This is a genomic window from Herbaspirillum lusitanum P6-12, assembly GCF_000256565.1.
GTDB lineage: Bacteria > Pseudomonadota > Gammaproteobacteria > Burkholderiales > Burkholderiaceae_D > Herbaspirillum > Herbaspirillum lusitanum.
Genome location: NZ_AJHH01000735.1, coordinates 1 through 2,425, shown reverse-complemented (window position 1 = coordinate 2,425; position 2,425 = coordinate 1). Strand labels below are relative to the sequence as shown.

Below are 2,425 nucleotides of genomic sequence, written 5' to 3'. Positions count from 1 at the left end.
CGCCTGCAACTGATCATCGGCGGCACCGGCGACCTGCTGGAGCGCATGCTGGGCCAGGACGTGGTCACCTTCACCGGTTCGGCCGACACCGCCGCCAAGCTGCGCGTGCATCCGAACCTGATCCGCAATTCCGTTCCGTTCAACGCCGAAGCCGATTCGCTCAACTGCGCCATTCTCGGCCCCGACGTCACGCCGGATGACGAAGAGTTTGATCTGTTCGTCAAGGAAGTGGCGCGCGAAATGACCACCAAGGCCGGCCAGAAGTGCACCGCGATCCGTCGCGCCATCGTGCCGCGCCAACACATCGACGCCGTCGCCGAACGACTGCGCGCACGCCTGGCCAAGACCGTGGTCGGCGATCCGTCGCTGGAACAGGTGCGCATGGGGCCGCTGGCCTCCAAGGCGCAACAGCATGACGTTGCAGAACGCCTGGCCTTGCTCAAGGCCGGCAATGAACAGATCTTCGGCGCCGGCGACGGCTTCAATCCGGTCGGCGATGCGGTCGGCGACGGCGCTTTCTTCGCGCCGACGCTGCTGCTGTGCCGCGACGGCGTCGCCAATCCGGCGGTGCATGACGTCGAGGCCTTCGGCCCGGTCAGCACGCTGATCGCCTATGACGATTTCGACGGCGCGCTGGACCTGGCTGCACGCGGTCGCGGCAGCCTGGTCGGCAGCCTTGTGACGCACGACCCCAAGGTCGCCGCCAAAGCGATCCCGATCGCCGCCGCATGGCATGGACGTTTGCTGATCCTCGACCGCGAAGCGGCGGTGGAATCCACCGGCCACGGTTCACCCTTGCCGCAACTCAAGCACGGCGGCCCCGGTCGTGCCGGCGGCGGTGAGGAGCTGGGCGGGCGCGTGCGCGGCGCTGCCGTGCGCGAGTCCGACATCCATCCGTTCCGCCATCACTTCGAAGACCTGCAGATCGGCGACTCGCTGCTGACCCATCGCCGTACCGTCAGCGAAGCCGACATCGTCAACTTCGGCGGTCTGTCGGGCGACTATTTCTACATGCACTTCGACGAGATCGCCGCCAAGGAGTCGCCGTTCGGCAAGCGCATCGCGCACGGCTACTTTGTGCTGTCGGCCGCCGCCGGGCTGTTCGTCTCGCCGGCCCCGGGACCGGTGCTGGCCAACTATGGCCTGGACACGCTGCGCTTCGTCAAGCCGGTCGGCATCGGCGACACCATCCGCGCACGCCTGACCTGCAAGCGCAAGATCGACCGCAACAAGAAAGACGTCAACGGCGTCGGCCAGGGCGTGGTCGCATGGGACGTCGAAGTGACCAACCAGGACGGTGAACTGGTGGCCTCGTACGACATCCTGACGCTGGTCGCCAAGAAGAATTAATACCGGTAATACCCGGCAATATCCAATAACAAAAAGCCTGCGGCAGCGCTCCCGGTTTTCCAGGAACGCGCACGCAGGGCGGAAGGCTCGCCTTCGACACACTATTTCAATCTGCACGGCGCGCGCCTGCCGCCATGCAACCAAGGGAGGATGGACGTGGACGCAAGTATCTTTGCGGTCCTGGTGCAAGACGGCATTACGACGGGCGCAATTTACGCCTTGCTGTCGCTGGCATTGGTACTGGTTTTTTCGGTGACGCGAGTCATCTTGTTGCCGCAAGGCGAATTCGTCGCCTTCGGCGCACTGACCCTGGCGGCAATTCAAGCCGGCCATGCACCGCAGAGCGCGCTGCTGATGGTGGTGCTGGGCGTGGCGACCATCCTGTGCGAACTGGCCGGCAGCCTGCGCCGCGCCGACCGCCGCGGCAAGCTGCTCGGTCAATTGCCGCTGCTGGCCGGCAAATACCTGCTGTTCCCGATCGCCATCTACGCCGTCACGCTCTACGTCCCGCTCAAGGACTTGCCGATGCTGCTGCAGATCGCGCTGGCCTTGGCCATCGTCGTGCCGATGGGGCCGATGGTGTATCGCCTGGCCTATCAGCCGCTGGCGCACGCCAGCATCCTGGTGCTGCTGATCGTCTCGCTCGGCGTGCATCTGGCGATGGTCGGCCTGGGCCTGCTGATGTTCGGCCCGGAAGGCTCCAACACCTTGCCTTTCACCGATGCGCAATTCGCCATCGGCGAGATGACCGTTTCGGGCCAGAGCCTGATCGTGATCGGCACCGTGGTCGCGCTGATCGTCGGCATCTATTTCTACTTTGAACGCACGCTGTCGGGCAAAGCCCTGCGCGCCACTGCCGTCAATCGCCTCGGCGCACGCCTGGTCGGCATCGGCACCAACCAGGCCGGCAAGCTGTCGTTCACGCTGAGCGCCGGCATCGGTGCTCTGTGCGGCATCCTGATCGCGCCGTTCACGATCATCAATTACGAATCGGGCTTCCTGATCGCGCTCAAGGGGTTCGTCGGCGCCATCTTCGGCGGCCTGGCCAGTTATCCGATCGCCGCCGCCGGCGCGG

At 65.3% G+C, this 2,425-nt stretch carries 2 protein-coding genes; both read left to right on the top strand.

Annotation, left to right across the window (positions count from 1 at the left end):
* Positions 1–1,350: aldehyde dehydrogenase family protein (locus HLUSI_RS0123980; protein ID WP_016836355.1), on the top strand; the 1,350-nt coding region annotated here is incomplete at its 5' end.
* A gap of 156 nt (positions 1,351–1,506) precedes the next feature.
* Positions 1,507–2,425 (top strand): branched-chain amino acid ABC transporter permease (locus HLUSI_RS0123975; protein ID WP_029363967.1); only part of this gene is annotated, 919 nt, incomplete at its 3' end.